Source organism: Peribacillus sp. SIMBA_075 (assembly GCF_046534585.1).
Genome location: NZ_JAWRYN010001016.1, coordinates 1 through 257, shown reverse-complemented (window position 1 = coordinate 257; position 257 = coordinate 1). Strand labels below are relative to the sequence as shown.

Annotated in this window: 1 protein-coding gene; it reads right to left on the bottom strand. The window is 36.2% G+C overall.

From position 1 onward, the window contains the following. Positions 1-257 (bottom strand): DUF2199 domain-containing protein (locus tag SB775_RS31360; RefSeq protein ID WP_410865180.1); only part of this gene is annotated, 257 nt, incomplete at both ends.

The window sequence follows — 257 nt, the reverse complement described above, 5'->3', positions numbered from 1 at the left end:
ATTTAGTGTTTCTGGATAAACTGGTATTTCTACAGATAACCAGCCAAAATGAGGATCACTATTCTCTCGTCCTCTCTCATCCCACTCTTCTAGTACTTTATCATAACTTTCTTTACTAAGTGATACCCACACAGTCCAGATGAAATTTTCGTGGTAATCAATTATAGGAATCTCTAAACAGCCTCTAATAAAATAATGTTCATCGTCCATTACACAAAGATCTGATGTTAAATGGAAGCGTCCCTCTCTTTCATGAG